This is a genomic window from Vibrio sp. Y20_XG_PY13, assembly GCF_024181925.1.
GTDB classification, from domain to species: Bacteria; Pseudomonadota; Gammaproteobacteria; order Enterobacterales; family Vibrionaceae; genus Vibrio; species Vibrio parahaemolyticus.
In genome coordinates, this window is the sequence record NZ_JAMZAL010000002.1 from 156,372 (window position 1) to 177,447 (window position 21,076).

Here is a 21,076-nt window from a genome sequence, read left to right on the forward strand (position 1 = left end):
TTTTTATCGTTTTAAGTCAAAGCTGATCATGCTGGTGTAACAGCTTTGCGCACATTGCCCACAACCTTTGCATTTGGCTGCATCAATTTTGGGTTTGGCATCGTCTTGCCATTGCAAGGCATCGTATGGGCAACTGTCCTCGCAGCTACCACAATAACCGTATAAGTTTTCGCAGCTGTTCGAGATAGTTGCAATCAAGCCTGTTGATTCTATTTGGTTGGAAAGCGCCAATGTAGGACACGCCGACTTACACTCACCGCATAAATTACATGCTGAGTAGCTGATGTCTAACGCGGCCACGCCATCGACCATTTCAATGATTTGGCTTGGACATGCAGAGGCACACTCTCCGCATCCATCACAAAGCCGCGTGAACATTGATTCTTCCACCGCATACGGAGGTCTCGCTTTAACACGAGGCTCTTGAGCTTGTTCAACTGGCGCACGACGGAACGAAAACAAACGCCGCTTGCTTAGATCAACCGATTCAGACTGGCGCATCCGAGTAATCTCTCTTTACAGGCACAACGACTTGGTATTGTTCACTCAGGGATTGAAGTAATTCTTCAGTAAGGTTCGACAGTTTTGAGTAAGGCGTGAGAGTCACCGCTTTTTTGAAGCGCTTGTTGAAAAAGCCAAACCATGTCATCAAGTGTTCGCGTAGCATTTCAGCCGCCAGTTTTTGCTGTTCAGTTTCAATCAACATGCCTAACACCATCAGCATCAAGCCGATTTGATCTTCTGGTTCACGTTGGTCAGATTCCAAAGAAAAACCACAACGCTGCAAAAAGTAACGATATTCAATGGTTGATTCACCAAACAACACCGCCTCTTTATCTAGATAAGCCGATCCCCAAGGTGGCGCTGGCATCTCACCAAGACCGGCAAACATGCGATCGTGCTCCATTTGCAGTGCCTCTTCGCTCTCGTTTTGAAAGCTGCGCAGCATGTCATTAAGCGCTTCGATTGGTGTATCTGTATTGCTCAGCAACGTATCGAGATTGGCCGCTGGATAATCTTTAGGCTGGTAGTAAAACAGTGCACCAAACAGCTTAAGAACGATGCTGGTATCTTGTGGGTCAAGTTGAGAAATTTGCATGAAGTACCTTTGATGACTGGTGTTCTTATTCTTCGATTAAGTAAAACGAAAAAGAGGTGGGACGAACACTCGCCCCACTCTGTTACTGGTTATCAGCACAAATCACGGTTATTAGTACAAACCAGATGTAAAGTGCATGCCGTAGAACACGTTACGACCCAGAATCTCTGCAACGAACAAGGCAACGAATGCCACGATAACCAGCAAGTTCTTCTGACGACCTTCTGCGGTAAACAACTCAGCGAATACCCAAAGACCCGCCGCAACCACAAGCAACAACACGTGACCAGCAACACAGCCAGATAACATGGAGATTTGATCTAAACCACTGTGAATCGCCGTTGAGATACCTGCGAAGTGAATCGTCTGCATTACTGAGAACGCTAGGTTCAGCGCAATCAGACTTACACCAGCCCACATTAAGCGACGATTGGTTTTCTCAGCCGTCACGTCCAATACGTTGATCAGCGTGTAACCAAACATCAGGCCCGAAGTCACGACCGTGAACCAAAACGCAACCGTTGTCATTGGTGAGTACCATGCTGGTACCGTTTCGATTTGGTAAACATTTGCCATCGCGAACATGAAAATCACGCCAACCGCGATAGACAACCAGTTCACGATTTTGCGCACGCCTTCGCTGCCGATTTTTAGAATCGTTAGCAACCAGTACAAACCCGCCAGAGACAGAAAGCTTGCACCCGTTAAGATCTCGTTAGATAGCGCCGCGCTGCCAACACGGTTTAATGCGTTGAAGGCACGAAGTGGGCTACCTAAGTGCGTGGTTGAGAACAAGAAGCCCAATCCCATCACGACTAAGATAGCGAAGCGAGCGATGTTCATACGAGGTTCTGTCACGCGTGGTGGCTTACCGAACTTCTCGAACGCATTAACCGTTAAGTGCGCGCCAACCGCTGTTTGAGCCAGAACCGTAAAGGCAACTAATGGTGCTTCGTATAACATTATTTCACCTCTCTTGGATTCTGTAGGAAACCAGTGCGGTCATTGGTTGGGCGACCATCTGGATTTAGCTTCACGATCAGGTTCGGACTGGTAATGCGAGAATCTGGCAGTGGTGCCACATCCGCGTTTGAACCGTATTTCGCGCGTAGTTCATCAATTGGACCAAACTCAATCGCACGTAGTGGACAGCTATCAACACACACTGGCATTAAGCCTTCTGCGACACGTTCATAACAGCCATCACACTTAGTCATGTGACCTTTTTCTTCGCTGTATTGAGGTGCGCCGTAAGGACACGCCATGTGACAAGATTTACAGCCGATACACACGCTTTCATCGACAACGACAAAGCCGTCTTCTTCACGCTTGTGCATTGCACCAGATGGACAAACCTTGGTACACGCAGGGTTAGTACAGTGGTTACAACAGATCGATAGGTAGTACGCAAACACATTTTGACGGAACGCGCCGTTTTCTTCTGTCCAGTTGCCGCCTACATATTCGTAAACACGACGGAAGTTACGGTCGATACCCAGATCTTTGTTGTCTTTACAAGAGAGCTGACATGTTTTGCAGCCAGTACATTTGCTTGAATCAATGTAAAAGCCATACTGCTTCGCTGTGCTCATTATTTAGCCCCCATTTTCTTAATTAGCGTCACTTCAACGAGGTTGGTATGGCTCGGGTTTGATTTTGCCAACGGGCTTGGACGTTGTGTTGTCAGCACGTTGATTGAACCCGCTTGGTCAACACCTTTTGCGTTTGGTGCGTACCATGCCCCCTCACCTAAGCCAACCACATGCGGCATGATGCGTGGGGTCACTTTTACGCGAACGTTCATTTCACCGAACTTGCTACGAACACTCACTAAGTCGCCGTTGTCAATGTTGCGTGACGCTGCATCAATCGGGTTGATCCAAAGCTCTTGTGGCGCTGCTGCTTTTAGGATGTCCACGTTGCCGTACGTTGAGTGCGCGCGTGATTTGTAGTGGAAGCCCGTTAACTGAAGTGGGAACTCTTTACGATCTGGTGAATCCCAACCGTTGAACGTCGATACGTATTCAGGCAATGGCTTGATGGATTCATCTTCGTCCAGTTCCCATTCTTCGTTGATCTTCGCGAGGGTCTCTGAGTAGATCTCAATCTTACCTGATGGCGAAGGCAATGGATTCGCTTCTGGGTCACGACGGAAGTCTTCAAACGCCACATGTGGACGGTCGAATTGCTTCTTGTAGATGCCCTGTTTTCTCATCTCATCGTAAGACGGCAGGTTTGGATCGTTATTTTGCTTAACAGTCTGAGCGTACATCCATTGCAGCCACTCTTCTTGAGTGCGACCTTCAGTAAATTCATCAAACACGCCCATGCGCTTCGCCACACCAGACATGATGTCGTAGATTGGCTTACATTCGAAACGAGGTTGAATCGCTTGGCTTGCAAAGATGAAGTAAGGCATTGACGCCGCCGCACCATCCATACAGAAATCCGATTGCTCTGACGTTGTACAGTCTGGCAGTACGATATCGGCATACTTCGCAGAAGACGTCATGTGGTTATCGATCACCACAATCATTTCACACGCTTTTTCATCTTGAAGAATGTCGTGTGTGCGGTTGATGTCTGAGTGTTGGTTAATCAGGCAGTTACCCGCGTAGTTCCAGATGAACTTGATGTTGTTTTGCAGCTTCTGAACACCTTTGATACCGTCAGTAAGATCGGTCATCTCAGTGCCACGGAAAATCGCATCTGTCCAAAGGAACATTGGGATAGAAGCGCTGATTGGGTTTGGCACTTTCGGGAAGCGTTGGAATGGGTAAGAGTGGTTACCCTCACGAGCACCAGTACCACCACCTTGTAGACCAACCTGACCACGAAGCAGAGACAGCATCATGATCGCTTTACACGCTTGCTCCCCGTTTGCTGAGCGTTGTAGACCCCAACCTTGCGTGATGTAAATACGTTTTGCATCGCCGATTTCACGCGCAAGTTTCAAGATCACATCAGCAGGAATACCTGTGATTGGTTGTGCCCACTCTGGGGTTTTCTCGATACCATCCGGACCTGTGCCCATGATGTAATCTTTGTAGCTGCCATTTTCTGGCGCTGATGCTGGCAGAGTTTTACGGTCGTAACCCACACAGTAGCGGTCAAGGAAGTCTTGATCGACTTTGTCTTCCGTAATCAATACATGGGCGATGGCTGCAATTAAAGCCGCATCGGTACCGTGTTTGATAGGAATCCATTGGTCTTCACGGCCAGCGGCAGTATCGGTGTAACGAGGGTCGATACAGATCGTACGTGTGTGGCTAATATTTTTTGCGTCCACGTAGTTGTGGATTTGACCACCGCCCGACATACGCGTCTCGGCTGGGTTGTTACCGAACATCAGACAAAGATCTGCGTTTTGTACGTCGTCAATCGAGTTGTTGTCTACCCAAGTGCCGTAGAAGTACTCAGACATACATTCAATGTTCGCTGCTGAGTAGTCACCATAGTGGCTCAGGTAGCCACCACAAAGGTTCATCATACGTGCAACCAATGTCGCGCTAGGATCCCAACTCTTAGTTACCGTACCACCCAAGGTACCCGTACCGTAGTTTAGGTACACCGCGTCATTACCGTAGTCTTTAATGATGCGTTTTAAATTGTCACCAATGAGGTCAAAGGCTTCATCCCAAGTGATGCGTTTAAACTTACCTTCACCACGTTTACCAACGCGAAGAAGTGGGTATTTCAAACGGTCTGGCGAGTAAACACGGCGACGCATAGAGCGACCACGCAAACAAGCACGTACTTGATGGTTGTGGTTATACACATCATCACCCGTGTTATCGGTTTCTACCCATTTGATTTCACCGTCGACCACGTGCATACGAAGCGGACAACGAGAACCACAGTTTACGGTACATGCCGACCAGACAATTTTTTCATTGGGTTTTGCTGGCGTTTCTTTGGCAACCGCTTTAGTTGCGAACGGGAGAGAAAGCGCGTTTCCTGCTAACGCTAAAGCGCCAAGTGCAGAACCGCCCTTTAAAGCATCACGCCGAGTAATATTAAACTTACCATTTTGACTCATGGTTTTTTCCTAAGTGCATTTAAAATTGGGAGTGGCGCTTAATTAATAACAAGTGGGGAAAGAACACTAATTAGAAACAAATAAGATATAGAGATCGTATTTTCAAAATAGGCATGATTTGGAAATATCTAAAACACTTTGAGGTCAAAGTGACATTTCTAAGATCTATTAATCAAGCTTTACTTATCAGGCCTTGAGCAACTAAAGCCCGACAAGAAACCACTATCGATATCCTTGTAGATTTAATGGTTAATAAGTTTGACCACTATCAATTTATAAATGGCACGATGCGTAATCTTATATTTCATTTTACGATTTTTTATTAATGAAATATGAATAGGTCAGAGCTAGGTAAAATAGATAATATTTACTAATCTAAATTGAATATATAAATACAAAAATAGAATACAGAAGAATAAAAATAGTAATTGTTATCAATCATTGGATAATAAAAAGCCCTGTAGGATTACAGGGCTTAATAATGTATTTAGAATTCGTATTGGAAATAAATCGTGTTGTAGTTACTTCCGCCTTTAATTCTGCCGAATTGAGAGGCGTTTTCGAAGATCGCAGAGCGATGGTGTAACGAATACCCCACCCACATGTTATCCCAATCTTTTTGGTTAAATAGGTCACCGACGTTCACATCCAATGAAAAGTCCAGATAGTTAAGCAAGTTACTTGGCGTGTAACCCTTCTCTTCCATTTCTGTACCTTCAATATAGGTGATGTTGTCGATGTAAGACATCCCTTCCGCAACACCAAAGCGCCATTGAGTCGGCCAGTTAAAGGTGTAATACGCTTTAATCGCCATGACATATTCGGTACTAGATGACTGAACATCCGACGACCAATGGTGAACCAAACCAGGCGTTAAATAGATATCAAGAGGCAAACCAAACAGTTCATCAGTCAACGGATGTCCGTAGAAAAACGAAGTGAGCTGATTATCGTATTCATCCTTTTCAGCGTTGAACTTGAAAATGTCGCCCATATTGGAAGGCGTCGCCCAACCGTGCGCAATTCGCAAATATGGACGATTGTGAAGGTCAGATTTTCGCTCTTTGCCTTTGTCGTTAAAGAAGCCGAAACCGACAAACACTTCACCTTGGTAACGATCTTCGACAATTCCACTCTTGTAAGCTTCGTTGTCTAAGCGCGTCACGCTGGTTTCGCCCAACAAATAGAGGTTAGAAATCACGTGATAACGCGCTCTGATGCCAAGATTAGCATCTGCGCCAGCACCGATTCTTTCCCCTGTCACATCTTTGAAAGCGTAATACTCGCTGTTGAAATCAGAGTCCTTATAACGGATGGTAAAAGATGGTTCGAACTCCCAATCACCCAGCTCGTAATTTGCTGCAATTCTGTAGTTTGAGTGGAACTGAAACTCGTCATCCGTCATCAATTCCACTTCAGCGCGCCAGTTTTCATTGAAGTCATAACGCAGTTGGCCACCAAAATCGACGCGATCACCTTCAAACGCGTTTTGAACGGATTTAGGAATGTCGACAAAACGAAGGCGCGTAATCGCGCTCACTCGCCAGTCAGAATCCTCTTCGTTAAACAGAAAAGCGCCGCCCTCGAGTCCGTTAATGTACAAATGTTCATTTTCAAAAAACATCATCGGCACGAAGGTGCTCACCGTAGAGTCATCGTTAGCAGTGTAAAAAGGAATCGAGGCCGTGCGATACATGGCGGCAATGCCCCACGTTTGCTCATCTGTTGCATAAGCCGTTGATACAGCCGCAGCGAGCGGAAGCATCATGGTGGCTTGTTTCAATCTCTTCATGGGTTTTAATCAAAGTTGATGGAGAAAATCAGTGAATTAAGCTTATGTTCTTTCGATATTAGCCGTTACAATACTTAACGTTGTCATGTGCGTGACAGTTCGCGTCATGCACTTTGATACGTTGGCATGAACATAATCTCAGTGCGTTGTTAACCTAACAACGAACTATGCCAGTAATCTAGGCATGTCGTCATCAAAAATCATTAAAAGCAGCCACTTATGGGTTTAGCTTGAACTTAAACATAACGAAGTAAACGTGAAAGCATCAGAACTTATCTCTATCCTCAATAATTTGCCGTCTAACTCCAACCCAGACATCGTGATGGGAGAAGAGTGGCTACCTGAAAGATTAGTGGATACCAAGCTCGATGGTGAGCTCCTGTTTTTGCACTTCGATAACGCACCTGAAGATGGACAAGGTGACGAAGAAGGCCGTGGTTTTGTCGATCATGAAATAGATTTGATCCGCACTCGCCTGCAACAAATTCTGGATGAAGACAGTGACAACGCATCAAAAGCGGATGCGATGTTAGGTTTGTTCTTAATGGGGCATGAACTTAGCAGCTCTCAAGTCATCGAAGTATTAGAAGAAGAATCAGATACATAAGGAAGCGCTTTGCCAACAACGTTGACCAATACTGAACCTACTCCCCTTCCTATTGTTATTGCCGGGCCTGTCCTGCGCAAAGTTACCGCGTCTGAAATCAACATTTGGCTAGTGACGACCAAGCCTCTTAAAGGCGTGGTTGAAATAATGGATGCAAGCACTCACAACGCATACACATCACAATCACTTGATGAACTTCAGCAGATCCAAATAGGTCAGAGAGCATGGGCAAGCTTACTCGCCATTAAAGGTGATTACCCAACTCATCAACCGCTTCGCTACCAAATTCAAACTCAAGATGGTCTATTGACTGAGCTGTTACCACATCTGAGCTATGAACAAGACCAACATTCACATCAAGGATTGGAGTTTGTGATCAGCGAGAAAGCCGATTACGTTCTTCATGGCTCTTGTCGAAATCCTCACCATTTTAGTAAAGACACTTTAGTCACTGCAGACGAAAAGGTCGCTAGCTTACGTGTTGATGAGCGACCAGACATGCTGCTCATGAGTGGTGACCAAATTTATGCAGACCACGTAGCGGGGCCGACTTTGGACGCCATTGAGCAGGTCGTTAAGCTACTAGGGTTACCAGACGAGCAATTTGAGCAAGCGCCCATTGCAGATACAAAAGCACTGTATAAACACCCAGATTGCTACTATGGACGCGATAAGCTTCTGCCACATTATGTCGATGACGGTAGTTTGTTAACCAAGCTGTTCCCTCATCGCGGCACACCCATTTTTAGTGCGAAAGAGTGTGAAAACCACCTAGTCAGTTTCGCTGAATGCTTTGCAATGTATCTGCTAGTTTGGTCACCTACCCTTTGGGATCTAATCCAACGCGACCGCTTGCTGGAAAATGCATTCACGGTTGGTGGAAAAACTCTCGAACCAAAATGGCAGCAGCAATGGCGCGAGGAAAAAGTCCAAATCGATAACTTTGTTGCAGGTTTGGCGAAGGTACAAAGACTGCTCGCGCACATTCCTACCTATATGATCTTTGATGATCACGACGTAACCGACGATTGGAACTTAACCATCGGCTGGGAACAAGCGGCTTACAGCAACGCTTTCTCAAAACGCATTATCGGCAACAGTTTGATCGCGTACTGGCTTTGCCAAGGCTGGGGAAACGCGCCAGAAAAGTTTAACGAGACGTTTTGGCGACACGCGAACCACTTTTTCGACGCGCCCTCTTCGCAAGCTCAAGATGCCTTTATTCAACATCTCTATCGCTTCGAAGAATGGCATTACACTATCCCTACTTCACCAAAGGTCGTGGTACTCGACACACGAACTCGCCGCTGGCGGTCTGAATCTCGCATGAATAAACCATCGGGTTTGATGGATTGGGAAGCGATGATTGACTTCCACCAAGAGCTGGTGCATCAAGACAAAGTGATTATTGTTTCTGCCGCTCCCATGTTTGGTGTGAAATTCATTGAAGCCTTGCAGCGTGTGGTAACAATGCTTGGCAAACCGTTGATGGTCGATGCCGAAAACTGGATGGCGCATCCGGGCAGTGCCAATACGCTCATCAGTATTTTTACGCATACCAAAACACCAACCAACTTTGTGATTTTGTCTGGTGACGTTCACTACTCGTTCGCCTATGACATCAAATTGCGTTATCGAAAAAACAGCCCGAATATTTATCAAATCACCTGTAGCGGAATTAAAAACCAGTTCCCTACGCAACTGCTCACGATCTGCGATGGCCTAGACAGAATGCTTTACAGTCCGCGTTCACCTCTCAACTGGTTTACGAAACGTAAACGCTTGAAGATCTACAAACGCGCGCCAAGCACTCACAATTTTTATCGCTTAGTTAATCACAGTGCTATAGGAGAGTTACGCTTGGACGATGAAGGAAAACCGAGTCACATCGGCATTCTGACTAGCAACGGAGAGGAGATTAACTTCCCTCCAACTCGCGCAGAAGATAAAGGAAAATAACCTGTCAGTGCGGTGCTAAATTTGATACGACACCTTGAGATTTTCCGTATCTATTACCATCTTAAAAGAAAACAGCTTGGTGCTTACTATGTTTAATTCTCTTACTTCGTTGTTCAAACAACTTATCGACGGCTCGGATTTGAGCAAAACCAATGCACTGTCGCCAAACATGGCGATCGCATGTCTGCTGTGTGAAGTGTCTGGTGCGGATCATCTAATTGATGAAAAAGAAGAAAGCACAAAGCGTTCTTTACTAATGAAGTTGCTCGAGTTAAACGAGCAAGAATCGGAGCAATTACTTGCTCAGGCAAAAGAAAAAACGCAAGACGCTACCTCTTTGTACGATTTTACTTCCCAGCTTCGAGAACTCACACAAGAGACTCGCTACAACTTGATTAAGAGCATGTGGGAAGTCGCTTATGCCGATGGACAAATCGACCCACTTGAGGATGCCGTAATTCGCAAAACCGCAGAACTCTTGTACGTTGACCACAGCGATTTTATCCGAGCAAAACTGCAATCACAGTAACGCTGTGGTAATAAAACTTGTGCTCAATGCTCATTTTCTACCAATAAAAAAACGCGCATTACGCGCGTTTTTTCTTCAGCCAACGACATTGTTATTAAAATACTGGTCAAGGTATGAATGTGTTTGACAGCTTCTACACTAAGCTACATCCATGACAAAACAACAATGATTGGATGACGAACTAATTACAGCATGGTGAGCGCAAGCTTCGCTAGGTTGTGCGCATCCACGTAGCCCGAGTGCTGACGCCCTTCCCACTCAATCCCTTTTGCTTCTTGCGCAGCTCGATGGCCAATCCGCTTGTCTTTTAAACGGTTTTGAATACGGTACAGCGTCGCGAGATTGATGAATTCCGTAAACGGCGCTTCAATGCCTTTTTGTTTACACTCTTCAAGAAGAATGACATCGTCACGTCCCCAAGAAGCATAAATCTTGTTGCGACCACCAAAGTTCTTAATCATAGATTTGATTACTTCGGCCAATGGTCTGCCTTGCTTTTCGATTTTACGCGGCGTGATGCCCGTCAGCTCGGCACAAAACAGTGACACTTCATCATGTTCTGGCTTCACGTAGTATTGAGCACGCTTGACGATCTCGCCTTTAGACAAATCTATTTCAGCTAACCCTACTTCGATGATCTCTCCCGTGCGGCCGACGCCATTCTCGCTCCAGCAGCACATTTCTAAATCGAAGCAGACGATACGGTTATGGTTCATAGCTTGTCTTGGTTCCTAGCGTAAATTTGAAAGGGTGCGATTCTACCGCAACACTATGAAAAACTCGAATTTGCGCGCTGATTTAATCACCGATCGACACGGTATTGCGGCCATTTTCCTTACTTAAGTACAGTTGAGCATCCATTTTGTGGTACAAGTTTTCCGGATCTTCGTCGTGATGAACTACCGCACCAATACTCAATGTGCAAATTATAGACGCCTCTTCATAGTCAAATGACGAGCTCGCCACGATGCCGCGTAATTTTTCAAGATACGCTTCTAGCTCTTCTGTGTCCGTCACCGTGGAAAGAATACAAAACTCATCTCCACCTGCACGATAGAATCGGTCACCCGCATTTAAGTTGGCATTAACCAATTTCGTGACATGAAGTAACGCTTCATCACCCGCCAAATGGCCGTGCTTATCATTAATCACTTTAAAGTGGTCAATATCGAAACCAACCAAAGAGAACGGTTTACCGCTATTAATTTGATTGAGCAAATTGTCGTTAAACACGCGACGGTTCAACAATTGCGTCAGAGGGTCTAACTCGGCCATGCGTTTTAGTTCAACCGTCTTAATATCAAGCATTTCGGCTAAACGCTCTTTTTCTCGTGACTGTAAGTTAACGATGTAGCTGATCAAAAACGCAATCAGAAGACCTGCGATGGTCGTTCCCGTTAAAATGGAGCGCTCCCAAGCAGACACGGCATCTGAAAGTTTGAAATCAATTCGCCATTGTCGATTAGGCAGCTGAATCGTTCGGCTGATCACTTTACCGCTGATCCGATCCCAGTTTTCACTTTGAAACAAAAACGGGTCGTCAGAGGCATCAAAACCTAAATCTTCCACTCTGACCGACATCTCAAGTTCCGTCGCTGTCTTGGTGATCAGTTCTTCGAAATAAACAGTGCTACGAATCACACCTGTAACCACGCCCAACAGGTTTTTATTCTCGAAGTCAAAGACCGGGTGATATACCAGCAAGCCCGATTTGGGGATGGATTTGTCGTAGCCGTCTTGAAGCAGACGAACTTTATCGGAAACATTTGCGCGTTTGTTCGTCGAGATGTCGTCAAAGATCAAATCAAAACGCTTTCGAGAGAAGTAAAAACCGAGTAAAGATAAGTTGGCTTGGGTTCTTGGGTAGATGTCCGTTGCAACGTAAACAGGAGTGTTGTTTTCTAGAATGTAGCCAAAGGTTTTGGGCTGATCTTTTGGAACGGTAAAGATTTGGTAATCTGGGTATGTTTGACGCATTTTAGCAATGTGCGCGTCTAAATCTTCTCGCTCTACTCGTTGCATCCACTGCAAACCAATCAAACTGTGCGAGCTATTGATAACCTGCTCTGCATAAACGGGAAATGCTGACCAATAAGAACTGTCTATAGAATGATAAAAATTGGCCCCCGCTCCGATAAATTTCAAATCATTTTCAACATTTGCTTTTAGAGATTCAGCTTGTCGATCTGCAAGGGTTGCAAAAGTAGCGAGGGTATATCGTTGCTGAATTTGGTAGGCCACACCAACTACGCCTGCAGTGACGAGGAGCGCCGCTACAAAAGCAGAAATGGAATCAGAGTGTCTCTTTATAAAGCTCTTTTGAGCAGTGCTTGTGGTCATCTCGTCTACTGATATTTCCGTAAGTTAAACTTCGGTATTTAGGGAAATACTGCGTTACCAGCGAATAAACATCAAGCAGCAACCTACCAAGCTTAGTCCAATCGTTGATTTTTCACGCTGATCGTACGGTATATTCACGAATTATTACAGCCTTAGGCCTTGAATATGCTACCATCCGTCATCATTTTAATGTCTAAACTTGGTGCAAGATCGCAAAGACGATCGCTTTTATTCAATAAATTGAGCCAACACTGAGCACCGAGCAATCAATAGAAAGAGAAAAAACGTCATGAACATTGATTTGAACCTAATTCCTCAAACGTTCGATATGCTGCACGCAGGCCTTGCGGCTTCGAGCGTATTGCTTCTTCTGATCGCAGTATCACGCAAATCAAAAGTGATTGAGAAAGTGGTAGAGAAACCTGTCGAGAAAATCGTCGAGGTTGAAAAGCCAGTCGAGAAGATCGTTGAAGTGGAAAAGGTTGTAGAAGTAGAGAAAGTCGTAGAAAAAGTGGTGGAAGTTGAATCAAAACTTGCAACAGCTTCTACTGATTCTGCAATGCAGCTGCTTTCTATCATGCAGCAAGAAGCGCGTCTAATCGACTTCTTGAAAGAAGACCTAACTTCGTTCTCTGATGAAGAAGTAGGCGCTGCGGCTCGTGTTATTCACACTGGCGGTCAAAAAGTATTGAACGATTACGTGACACTTGCGCACGTTCGTAACGAAGAAGAAGAAACTCGTATTACGGTTGAAGAAGGCTTCAACCCACAAGAAATCCGCCTAACTGGTAACGTGACAGGCAGCGCGCCGTTCCACGGCACTCTAGTTCACAAAGGTTGGAAGGCAACGTCTATGAACCTGCCTAAACTGGCTGAGAACTACGATGCTTCTGTGATTGCTCCAGCTGAGGTTGAGCTGTAATGGAACACATGAACCAAGAAAACCTTTCTCAAGAGACAGTGCAAGAGCAACAGTCTCCTAAATTCAGTGTTGGTATCGACTTAGGTACCACTCACTGCGTAATGTCTTACGTTGATACTCAAGACGAAGACGCTCGTGTACAAGTCATGCCTATCCCGCAGCTAACAGCTCCGGGTACTGTAGAAACTCGTAGCCAATTAGGCTCGTTCCTATACCAGCCGCATGAGCACGAAATGAACCCGCAATCACGCGTTCTACCATGGTCTAGCGAACCAAAGGCACTTGTCGGTGCGATTGCTCGTAACCTAGGTTCAAAAACACCAATTCGTTTAGTTGCTAGTGCAAAATCTTGGCTTTGCCACGCTGGTGTAAACCGTCGTGACGCATTCCTACCAGCAGGTAGCCCAGAAGAAGTGGAAAAAGTATCCCCTCTTCGCGCAACCGAGTTATACCTTGAGCACCTAAAGGACGCTTGGAATCACGCGAATCCAAACCACAAACTTGCCGATCAAGACGTTACCATTACGGTTCCAGCATCTTTCGACCCTGCGGCTCGTGACCTGACAGCCGAAGCTGCGCGCAACGTTGGTTTTGTGCACCTAACGCTTCTAGAAGAGCCTCAAGCTGCGCTTTACAACTGGATTGATAACAGCAACGACAAATGGCGCGACGAAGTTGAAGTTGGCGACATCGTGCTTGTGGTCGATATCGGTGGTGGTACAACCGACCTTTCTTTAGTTGAAGTAACAGAAGACGAAGGCAACCTAACTCTGAACCGTATCGCGGTAGGTGAACATATCCTACTTGGCGGTGACAACATGGACCTTGCACTTGCGTACCGCTTGAAGATGAAGCTCGCGCAAGAAGGCAAAGAGCTACAGCCATGGCAAGTTCAGGCGATGACGCACGCATGTCGTGATGCTAAAGAAGCGCTATTGAACGACAGCGAGCTTCAGTCAGTGCCAATCGTTGTACCAAGCCGCGGTTCTAAATTGCTTGGTGCAACGCTGAAAACTGAACTGACTCAAGAAGAAGTACAACAAACATTAGTTGACGGTTTCTTCCCTCAAGTTGCGATTACCGACCACCCTGTTCAACGCAACCGTGGTGCACTAACACAAATGGGTCTGCCTTACGCACAAGATGCGGGTATTACTCGCCACATTGCAGCATTCTTGTCTAAGCAAGCACACGCGCAAAGCGGTGGTGAATCAGCTCAAGCTCAAGATTTCAACCCATTTGCAAACATGCCAGGTATGCCTGGCGCGGATGCTGCGCAATCGGCTGACTTTATCAAGCCAACAGCAATCCTGTTCAACGGCGGTGTTCTGAAATCGAAACTTCTAGCAACTCGTCTAGAAGACACGATCAATGAATGGCTAATTGAAGCAGATGCAGAAATGGCGAAACGCCTAACAGGTGTGGATTTAGACCTTGCGGTTGCTAGCGGTGCGGCTTACTACGGCTCTGTGCGTCGTGGTCAAGGTGTGCGTATCCGTGGTGGTATTGCTTCGGCGTACTACGTGGGTATCGAAAGTGCGATGCCAGCGATTCCGGGCATGACGCCTCCAATGGAAGCACTTTGTGTCGCACCATTTGGTATGGAAGAAGGTTCAAGCGTTGACGTACCAAGCCAAGAGTTTGGTTTGATCATCGGTCAACCAGTTAACTTCCAATTCTTCGGCTCAACCGTTCGTCGTGATGACCTAGCAGGTACTCACTTAGACTACTGGGCACCAGAAGAGCTTGAAGAGCTACCAGAAATCCAAGTAACGCTGCCTGTATCTGAAGGTCGTCGTGAAGGTGAAGTGGTTCCAGTAACCCTAGCTTCTCGCGTCACAGAGCTTGGCACGCTTTACTTAGAAGCCATCGCCGCAGATAACGGGCAAAAATGGCATGTTGAGTTCGATGTGCGCGAAGACGCGAAAAGTGACTCAAACGAAGAACAATAATTAGAAGTCAAACGGCATCCAATCGGGTGCCGTTTTTAAATACACGAAGGTTTGGTTTTGTATGGCATCTCCTCGTTTTCTTGTTGGTATTGACCTTGGCACCACAAACACTGTGGTGGCCTACTGTGAAATAACCGACAACCTTGAACAATCCGAAGTATCCCTATTTGACATTGACCAACTGATTGGTCCGGGCGAAGTCGTTCGTAAACCACTTCTGCCCTCTTTCCGCTATCATCCAGCTGTAGGTCAAATCTCCCCTTCTGACCTCACTCTTCCTTGGGACAACGAACCTGTTGCCGGCGACATTAACAATGTAATCGTTGGTGAATGGGCTCGCGAATTAGGCGCGAAAGTAGAAGGCCGTCAGGTATCCAGCGCGAAAAGCTGGCTCTCACATCAAGCGGTTGATCGTAACTCAGACATTCTTCCTTGGGCTGGTGCGCAAGACGTGGATAAAGTCTCGCCAGTTATTGCCAGTGCAAGTTACCTCAATCACATTCGTCAAGCATGGAACTACCGTCATCCAAGTAACAAACTCGAAGATCAAGACGTAGTTGTCACCGTTCCGGCATCATTTGATGAAACCGCGCGTAAACTGACACTTGAAGCCGCCGAGCTTGCTGGCTTGAAAAAAATCGTCTTGCTCGAAGAGCCACAGGCGGTGTGTTACGACTGGTACGCACGCCACCAGCAAACCGCGGCTAACGAATTAAAAGATCTGCCACTAATCCTTGTTTGCGATGTGGGCGGTGGTACAACAGACTTAAGTCTTATCGAAGCTAAGTTCACTCATGACGACTTAGCACTTGATCGTATTGGCGTTGGTGAACACTTAATGCTAGGGGGTGATAACCTCGACTTAGCGTTAGCGCATCTTGCTGAAAGTCGCTTCAGTCAAAACAAAAAACTCACTGCAGCAAGCCTGACTAAGCTGATTCAACAAACTCGTAAAGCCAAAGAAAACCTGCTCTCAACAAGCGCGCCTGACGAAGTAAAGATCACCATGCTAGGCAGTGGTTCTAAGCTGCTTGGGGGCACAAAGAGTATTGCTCTAAGCAAACAAGAAGTGCACCAAATCGCATTAGATGGCTTCTTCCCGCTTTCTGATTTCAGTGAAGTACCAGACAAACGCCGCAGCGCGGTTGTCGAGTTTGGTCTTCCATACGTTGCTGACCCAGCCGTCAGTAAGCACGTTGCCGAATTCTTAACTCAGCATCAGCAAGTGTCTCGTGCCGCTCTTGGCATTGAAGACGACAAACAAAACGCGATCCCAGTTGGCTTATTGCTGAACGGTGGCGTGTTCAACAGTGATCTGGTAACTGAACGTGTCACTACCCTACTTTCTGACTGGCGCGGCGCACCAGTTACGGTATTAGATAACCCACATCCAGATTGGTCGGTCGCACTAGGTGCTGTTGCGTTTGGTAAAGCGCGTCGTGGCGCACAACTGAAAATTGGCGGTGGTGCTGCACGCTCTTACTTCTTGCATCTACAAGAAAAAAACAAAATGGGTAAAGCCCTCTGTTTACTTGCTAAAGGAACAGAAGAAGGCCATGAAATCCGCTTAAGTGGTCGTCGTTTCTCGCTTACCCTAGGTGAGCCAGTCCGCTTTAACCTGCTGACTTCTACACACGATACCTTAACCAACAACACGGCGATTCAAAACGGTGTGATGGTTGACGTTGACCCAGACTTGTTTGCTCCGCTACCGCCTTACATCACCACACTTGAAGGTGAAGGCGCAGAACTACAAGCCAACCAGAAAGAGCGCGTAGAAGTGCAACTGGCGTGTCAGTTAACCGAAGTCGGCACTCTTAAGATGGAGTGTGTCAGTGCCGAAGACGACAACAAACGTTGGGAACTGGAATTTGAAGTTCGCAATAAACAAGCCGATAACGGTGAAGAAATTCAGCTTCATCCAAGGTTGAACGAATGCAAGGAGCTGATTGCTCGTCTATACAGCGGCAACAAGAAAAGTGCTGAAGGCAAAGAAATCAAAACCTTAGCAAAAGATCTTGAGAAGAAACTCGGCAAACGCGATGAGTGGGATTTCACCACACTCCGTCAACTTTTCGATACTTTTGCGCAAGGTCGTAAGCGTCGTCGTCGCTCTGAACAACATGAGAAAAACTGGCTTCGTTTGGCTGGCTTTGCACTGCGTCCGGGCTTTGGCGATCCAACAGACTCTTGGCGTATTGAGCAAGTTTGGGGACTGTATCAACAAAATATTCAGTTCAAAAACCATCAAGGCTGGACAGACTGGTGGGTATTCTGGCGACGTATCGCGGGCGGTCTAAGCCAAGAACAACAAGAAAGCATTTTGGCAGACATCGCTAAATATCTGCATCCCGGCGCGATGAAAAATCCGCAGTCAGCAAAAGCGGCTCAGGAGATGGGGTACGAATCCATGGTGCGTCTTTCAGCCTCTCTGGAGCATCTAGAAGTTGAAGATAAAGTCCTGCTGGCGACGTGGTTCTTAAGCAAAGCCATCAACCAAAACCAGTTTGAACAAGCACACTGGTGGGCGATGGGACGTTTGGCTTCTCGCACACCGCTTTATGGCAGCCAGCACAACGTCATTCCTCGTGAACAAGCTGAGCAATGGTTACCTAAGCTTTTGGAACAAAATTGGCTGAAAGAACCAATGATCGCTTTCGCAGCCGTAATGATTTGTCGTAAGACAGGTGACCGATTATTCGATATTTCTGACGACTACCGGGAACAAGTTCTAACAAAACTCAAACAGAGCAAAGTACCTGAGTCGTGGGTATCGCTGGTTGAAGAAGTGAAAGAGCTTTCAGAAAGCGAGTCAAAACGTGTCTTCGGTGATGCTTTACCAAGCGGTTTAACGCTGGTTCATCATTAAATCCACTCTATAAACGAAGATGAGTTAAACGTACAAAGCCCTTCCGACAAAGGGCTTTGTTTTATCGCATTCTTTTGGTTTTGACCGCGCACAACGCGCTAATTCATTTCTGTCGTAATCACCACATCGCGCGTTTCGTTATCCATATCACTAATACCGACCACCGACACTTCTCTATCCGATAGAGTCTCAATTAGGCTGTCTTCTAATCCACCATCAGCAAGCCAAGAATAGAATTTATCCGCAATACGCTCCGAACCTTCTCCGACAAACGTTAATGTGACCTTCTTCATTTGTGACACTCCATCAATTTACGATTCAGCCACTTAAGCGTAGTATGTTTCCTAAATATCGACATACACTAAGGTTAACTTCTTTTATGAGTATCGAAAAATTTGACGCCATCTATCAACGTGCCGCCGAACGAAAAGGTGGAGAAGATCAGCTCGAAGCACTGCTGTCGCATCCATTAAGTAAAGAAGAGTTAGCTGCCATTCCAAACGACCGTTGGTTAGCGGCATTTTCGATGAAGGTATTTCAAAGTGGCATCTCGTGGAGCGTAGTTCGTAAGAAATGGCCGAACTTCGAAGAGGTCTTTTTCGGCTTTAAGATTGAACCATTGCTGATGCTATCTGACGAACAATGGGAAACCAAAGCGACCGATGAGCGCATTATTCGCCACCTAACGAAAGTGATGTCGATTCCTGCCAATGCTCGAATGATCCACGAAGCATCAATCCAGCATGGGTCATTTGGCAAAATGGTTGCAGATTGGCCTCAGGAGAAAATCACTGAGCTTTGGGCGTATCTAAAAAAACATGGCAACCGTTTGGGCGGTAATACAGGGCCATATACTTTACGTCAAATGGGTGCTGATACGTTTATTTTGTCTAACGATGTGGAAGCATACTTGCGCAATTGCAAAATCATCGAAGGCGGAAAAGACACCAAAAAATCTCACGATGCAGCAACCCAAGCGTTTATGCAATGGCAAAAAGAGAGCGGTCGTAGCCTCACCGAAATCAGTCAAATCATTGCATTTAGTACCGGTGATAATCGACTCTAACGACAAGTTGATAAGCACATTGGCTCTTATCACAGTGTGCTTTTTCTGGCCATATCTCTAGCTCCACTCTTGGCTTCATTAAACTTCAACCACCTTCCCATCTTGAGAATTACAAATAATTGTCGTATCGATAAAATTAATTTTTCATACAATATTTTTATTTATCAAACACCTACCTATGGTTGATGTTTTATTAGGCATGTTTTATTGATTCTGCTCAATTGCATTGCCTATTCAAACTGACTAGGATACACGCCCTTCCTGAGTGAACTATCAAAAATAAAATCGAGAAACTTGCTCGAGTTTCTCAACAGTTCACGAACATTCTCGACATTTATATTCATTTCATGATTTTTAGCGCACTTGAGCGCTGATTGAAACGACCATTGCTCCGTACTCGAAAGATTTCGTATTCGCGCTTTCTTACGTGGAGTTATTTATTTCATCAAGGTTGGTCAAAAGGATGATGCCCCTTGAATGCATTTACTGGAGGACAAAAAATGCCAAAAGGTCTAATGCTGACTGACTTAGCCATCGCAGGCTTACTTTTGATTGTAGCGAAAGTGATTCGCGTGCATACGCCATTGCTACAACGCATGTACATTCCATCTGCTGTATTGGCAGGTTTATTTGGTCTCGTGTTTGGCCCTGCCATGCTCGATCTATTACCGTGGACAGACACGTTTACCGCTAACGCAAGCCTATTAACCGCTGCACTTTTTTCTGCGTTAGGGTTAGCAACGGATGTTCCATCCCCAAAAGTTGTCGCACAACGTGCAGGCTCGTTATGGGCATTTAACCAAATTGCTTCTGTCTCACAGTGGTTATTTGCTGCAATGTTTGGCCTGCTCTTAACTACATTTTTCTGGCCAGAAATCAATCCTGGTTTTGGCGTAACAATGTCTGCGGGTTTCATGGGTGGTCATGGTTCAGCCTCAGTTGTGGGAGATATTTTCACGGGTCTTGGTTGGGAAGATGGCTTCACGCTTGGTTTGACCTTTGCGACAGTCGGTATCTTCATCTCAATTTCCATCGGCATGCTGATGCTTCAATTTGCTCTAAAAATGGGTTGGATTCGAAGCTTTACAACTTTTGACAGCATGGATGAACATGAACGAAAAGGTCTTGTAAGACCAACAGAACAAGAACCAGTGATGAAAGACACAATGTCTTCACTCTCTGTGGATTCATTTGCTATTCACGCAGCCCTTGTCGTCGTCGTTACGGCTTTCTCTTATGTCGCAGCAAACTACTTATCGTCGTTCCACGACAAAGTACAAATTCCGACATTTGTAACGGGCTTCTTGGGCGGAATGCTCGTACGAATTGTCGCGAAACAAACCAAAGCGTCACGATACCTTTGTGATGGAGCATTTAAGCACGCGGCTGGTATCAGCACCGACTACCTGATCATATTTGGTATTTCAGCAATCAAAATTACTGTTCTTGCTCAGTACCTTGCGCCAATGATCGTACTCGCCATTGGTGGCATCGCATTTACGTTGTGTCTGATCTTCTGGGTTGCGCCTCGAATTATGGACGATGATTGGTTTGAAAAAGGCATATTCTCCTGGGGCTGGCTAACAGGCACAGTTGCAATGGGCATCGCGCTATTGCGCATTGTTGACCCTAAAATGCGTAGCAAAGTTCTGGATGACTACGCCATTGCTTATGTACCTGGTTCAATCACGGATATCTTTATCATCTCTCTGATGCCTATCGCGATGTATAACGGTATGGAGTGGCAAGCACTTGGTGTCGGCTTAGCTTATATCGCAGTAGTCCTGTTCATCTGGAGATTTGTATTTAAACGCAGTGGCCAAACGGTAACGGACGCGTCTTAAGTACTCCGGCTCGGGAGATTTTTCCTCCCGAGCACATCTTTATTCATCTTTTTTCCTC

17 protein-coding genes are annotated in these 21,076 nt (G+C 46.0%); 8 read left to right on the forward strand and 9 right to left on the reverse strand.

All coding sequences use genetic code 11. The features are described from left to right. Window positions 1–3: 3 nt before the first annotated feature. The 6 genes from NL646_RS05915 to NL646_RS05940 all read right to left on the reverse strand — a co-directional run bounded on the left by NL646_RS05915 (window position 4) and on the right by NL646_RS05940 (window position 6,906). A complete protein-coding gene (locus NL646_RS05915) occupies window positions 4–501 on the reverse strand; it encodes a 4Fe-4S binding protein (RefSeq protein WP_058964472.1) in 498 nt (165 codons plus the stop codon). Further along, complete coding sequence (locus tag NL646_RS05920; RefSeq protein ID WP_253663971.1) at window positions 488–1,099, reverse strand: molecular chaperone; 612 nt, start codon at window positions 1,097–1,099, stop codon at window positions 488–490. Before NL646_RS05920 ends, NL646_RS05915 begins: the two co-directional genes overlap by 14 nt. 111 nt (window positions 1,100–1,210) lie before the next feature. Continuing rightward, on the reverse strand, window positions 1,211–2,062 hold the full coding sequence (locus NL646_RS05925) for a DmsC/YnfH family molybdoenzyme membrane anchor subunit (RefSeq protein WP_253663972.1): 852 nt from the start codon (window positions 2,060–2,062) through the stop codon (window positions 1,211–1,213). Then, window positions 2,062–2,691 (reverse strand): DMSO/selenate family reductase complex B subunit, encoded by a 630-nt coding sequence (locus NL646_RS05930; RefSeq protein WP_253663973.1) that lies wholly within the window; start codon window positions 2,689–2,691, stop codon window positions 2,062–2,064. The genes NL646_RS05925 and NL646_RS05930 overlap by 1 nt, the downstream gene beginning before the upstream one ends. Next, window positions 2,691–5,138: a DmsA/YnfE/YnfF family dimethyl sulfoxide reductase gene (locus NL646_RS05935; RefSeq protein WP_253663974.1), complete on the reverse strand. Its 2,448-nt coding sequence runs from the start codon at window positions 5,136–5,138 to the stop codon at window positions 2,691–2,693. Before NL646_RS05935 ends, NL646_RS05930 begins: the two co-directional genes overlap by 1 nt. A 487-nt stretch (window positions 5,139–5,625) precedes the next feature. Next, the gene (locus NL646_RS05940) at window positions 5,626–6,906 is read right to left on the reverse strand and encodes a MipA/OmpV family protein (RefSeq protein ID WP_253664106.1); all 1,281 of its coding nucleotides are present in this window, start codon (window positions 6,904–6,906) and stop codon (window positions 5,626–5,628) included. Between the two features lie 280 nt (window positions 6,907–7,186). On the opposite strand from NL646_RS05940, the gene NL646_RS05945 reads away from it, so the two are divergent. From NL646_RS05945 to NL646_RS05955, 3 genes are all read left to right on the forward strand, one after another. Next, on the forward strand, window positions 7,187–7,537 hold the full coding sequence (locus tag NL646_RS05945; protein ID WP_015296697.1) for a hypothetical protein: 351 nt from the start codon (window positions 7,187–7,189) through the stop codon (window positions 7,535–7,537). Between the two features lie 9 nt (window positions 7,538–7,546). After that, window positions 7,547–9,496, forward strand: a complete 1,950-nt coding sequence (locus tag NL646_RS05950; protein WP_253663975.1) for an alkaline phosphatase D family protein — start codon at window positions 7,547–7,549, stop codon at window positions 9,494–9,496. 88 nt (window positions 9,497–9,584) lie between these two features. Beyond that, window positions 9,585–10,025: a TerB family tellurite resistance protein gene (locus tag NL646_RS05955; protein ID WP_005454910.1), complete on the forward strand. Its 441-nt coding sequence runs from the start codon at window positions 9,585–9,587 to the stop codon at window positions 10,023–10,025. A gap of 185 nt (window positions 10,026–10,210) precedes the next feature. On the opposite strand, the gene NL646_RS05960 is transcribed toward NL646_RS05955, so the two are convergent. Together NL646_RS05960 and NL646_RS05965 are read right to left on the reverse strand one after the other, a co-directional pair. Further along, on the reverse strand, window positions 10,211–10,741 hold the full coding sequence (locus NL646_RS05960; RefSeq protein ID WP_005454828.1) for a 3'-5' exonuclease: 531 nt from the start codon (window positions 10,739–10,741) through the stop codon (window positions 10,211–10,213). 82 nt (window positions 10,742–10,823) lie between these two features. After that, a complete protein-coding gene (locus tag NL646_RS05965) occupies window positions 10,824–12,365 on the reverse strand; it encodes a sensor domain-containing diguanylate cyclase (RefSeq protein ID WP_021486717.1) in 1,542 nt (513 codons plus the stop codon). 289 nt (window positions 12,366–12,654) lie between these two features. Here NL646_RS05965 and NL646_RS05970 point away from each other — a divergent pair, with 289 nt between their 5' ends. From NL646_RS05970 to NL646_RS05980, 3 genes are all read left to right on the forward strand, one after another. Beyond that, complete coding sequence (locus NL646_RS05970) at window positions 12,655–13,287, forward strand: DUF2760 domain-containing protein (RefSeq protein WP_005454971.1); 633 nt, start codon at window positions 12,655–12,657, stop codon at window positions 13,285–13,287. Beyond that, a complete protein-coding gene (locus NL646_RS05975; protein WP_253663976.1) occupies window positions 13,287–15,239 on the forward strand; it encodes an Hsp70 family protein in 1,953 nt (650 codons plus the stop codon). Before NL646_RS05970 ends, NL646_RS05975 begins: the two co-directional genes overlap by 1 nt. Before the next feature lie 61 nt (window positions 15,240–15,300). Then, complete coding sequence (locus NL646_RS05980; protein ID WP_253663977.1) at window positions 15,301–18,108, forward strand: Hsp70 family protein; 2,808 nt, start codon at window positions 15,301–15,303, stop codon at window positions 18,106–18,108. Window positions 18,109–18,206: 98 nt separating this feature from the next. Here NL646_RS05980 and NL646_RS05985 read toward each other — a convergent pair whose 3' ends face one another. Then, on the reverse strand, window positions 18,207–18,401 hold the full coding sequence (locus tag NL646_RS05985) for a hypothetical protein (RefSeq protein WP_005455030.1): 195 nt from the start codon (window positions 18,399–18,401) through the stop codon (window positions 18,207–18,209). Window positions 18,402–18,487: 86 nt separating this feature from the next. On the opposite strand from NL646_RS05985, the gene NL646_RS05990 reads away from it, so the two are divergent. Together NL646_RS05990 and NL646_RS05995 are read left to right on the forward strand one after the other, a co-directional pair. Continuing rightward, window positions 18,488–19,174: a DNA-3-methyladenine glycosylase I gene (locus NL646_RS05990; protein ID WP_025502828.1), complete on the forward strand. Its 687-nt coding sequence runs from the start codon at window positions 18,488–18,490 to the stop codon at window positions 19,172–19,174. A 500-nt stretch (window positions 19,175–19,674) separates the two neighbouring features. After that, window positions 19,675–21,018: a sodium/glutamate symporter gene (locus NL646_RS05995; RefSeq protein WP_253663978.1), complete on the forward strand. Its 1,344-nt coding sequence runs from the start codon at window positions 19,675–19,677 to the stop codon at window positions 21,016–21,018. The last annotated feature ends 58 nt before the right edge of the window (window positions 21,019–21,076 follow it).

What these genes read in the sequence shown, in the direction of transcription:
- NL646_RS05915 (WP_058964472.1), bottom strand. Translation starts at nt 501, where the DNA reads ATGCGCCAGTCTGAATCGGTTGATCTAAGCAAGCGGCGTTTGTTTTCG.
- NL646_RS05920 (WP_253663971.1), bottom strand. Translation starts at nt 1,099, where the DNA reads ATGCAAATTTCTCAACTTGACCCACAAGATACCAGCATCGTTCTTAAG.
- NL646_RS05925 (WP_253663972.1), bottom strand. Translation starts at nt 2,062, where the DNA reads ATGTTATACGAAGCACCATTAGTTGCCTTTACGGTTCTGGCTCAAACA.
- NL646_RS05930 (WP_253663973.1), bottom strand. Translation starts at nt 2,691, where the DNA reads ATGAGCACAGCGAAGCAGTATGGCTTTTACATTGATTCAAGCAAATGT.
- NL646_RS05935 (WP_253663974.1), bottom strand. Translation starts at nt 5,138, where the DNA reads ATGAGTCAAAATGGTAAGTTTAATATTACTCGGCGTGATGCTTTAAAG.
- NL646_RS05940 (WP_253664106.1), bottom strand. Translation starts at nt 6,906, where the DNA reads ATGATGCTTCCGCTCGCTGCGGCTGTATCAACGGCTTATGCAACAGAT.
- NL646_RS05955 (WP_005454910.1), top strand. Translation starts at nt 9,585, where the DNA reads ATGTTTAATTCTCTTACTTCGTTGTTCAAACAACTTATCGACGGCTCG.
- NL646_RS05960 (WP_005454828.1), bottom strand. Translation starts at nt 10,741, where the DNA reads ATGAACCATAACCGTATCGTCTGCTTCGATTTAGAAATGTGCTGCTGG.
- NL646_RS05965 (WP_021486717.1), bottom strand. Translation starts at nt 12,365, where the DNA reads ATGACCACAAGCACTGCTCAAAAGAGCTTTATAAAGAGACACTCTGAT.
- NL646_RS05970 (WP_005454971.1), top strand. Translation starts at nt 12,655, where the DNA reads ATGAACATTGATTTGAACCTAATTCCTCAAACGTTCGATATGCTGCAC.
- NL646_RS05975 (WP_253663976.1), top strand. Translation starts at nt 13,287, where the DNA reads ATGGAACACATGAACCAAGAAAACCTTTCTCAAGAGACAGTGCAAGAG.
- NL646_RS05980 (WP_253663977.1), top strand. Translation starts at nt 15,301, where the DNA reads ATGGCATCTCCTCGTTTTCTTGTTGGTATTGACCTTGGCACCACAAAC.
- NL646_RS05985 (WP_005455030.1), bottom strand. Translation starts at nt 18,401, where the DNA reads ATGAAGAAGGTCACATTAACGTTTGTCGGAGAAGGTTCGGAGCGTATT.
- NL646_RS05990 (WP_025502828.1), top strand. Translation starts at nt 18,488, where the DNA reads ATGAGTATCGAAAAATTTGACGCCATCTATCAACGTGCCGCCGAACGA.
- NL646_RS05995 (WP_253663978.1), top strand. Translation starts at nt 19,675, where the DNA reads ATGCCAAAAGGTCTAATGCTGACTGACTTAGCCATCGCAGGCTTACTT.